An 822-nucleotide genomic window follows, 5' to 3' on the forward strand; every position below is an offset into this window, starting at 1 on the left:
AACAATCTATTCTTGAGGGCTAGCGCCCATTAAAATCTTTTAGATGCGAAACTTCTGATAAAAATACTATTTAAAATCACAAAAATGTTCGATTTTTTGTGTCTAAAATATTGACATAAGTCCAGTAGTTATGGTGAACACTAACTAAAATAGAAAAGGTTGTAGATAATGAATGAAAGTATTCAGTATATGATGATGAAAAGAAAATCTATATTGAAAGTTCAGCTAATAATCCTAATGCTCCTATGAATCACGTTTTTTAGGGTTCGACAAAGAGGGTAATGCATTTACTAATATGAAATTCCCTGTTGATGCATGGAGTGGAAAGGCTTATGGAAAAAAATGATTGCAAGAACCTTGTAGATACCCATATAATAAAGAGAGTAATGATTGGAGTCGATAAACGGGGACAGGCCTGAATAAGTGAATTATCTTGAAAGGAGAGATTAACAAATGAAAAAAATAGTTTCAATTTTAATGTTTTTTGTATTATTTACATGTCTAATACCTTTACAAAACACTTATGGAGATAATAATGAAAATTTCAATGAAGAAATAATGGAAATTCTTAATAAGGAAAATTATAATGAACAAGAATTATTTAATGCAATTGAAAAAGAGCTAGAACAAAGAGAAAATCACTTCAAACAAATAGCCAATAGATTTTCAGACATGGGAAATCATTGGGCTAATGTAACAGTTGGAAAATTAGTAGAATTAGGCATATTAGATGGGTATGGAGATGGTACATTTAGACCTAACAATACTATAACTAGAGCAGAGTTCTCAAAAGTTGTAAGAACATCACTAAAGCTAGATTTA

At 29.7% G+C, this 822-nt stretch carries 1 protein-coding gene; it reads left to right on the forward strand.

Annotated features, from left to right (window positions below):
- Positions 1–453: 453 nt before the first annotated feature.
- Positions 454–822 (forward strand): S-layer homology domain-containing protein (locus tag L21TH_RS08315; protein WP_034429781.1); only part of this gene is annotated, 369 nt, incomplete at its 3' end.

Source organism: Caldisalinibacter kiritimatiensis (assembly GCF_000387765.1).
Classification (GTDB): domain Bacteria; phylum Bacillota; class Clostridia; order Tissierellales; family Caldisalinibacteraceae; genus Caldisalinibacter; species Caldisalinibacter kiritimatiensis.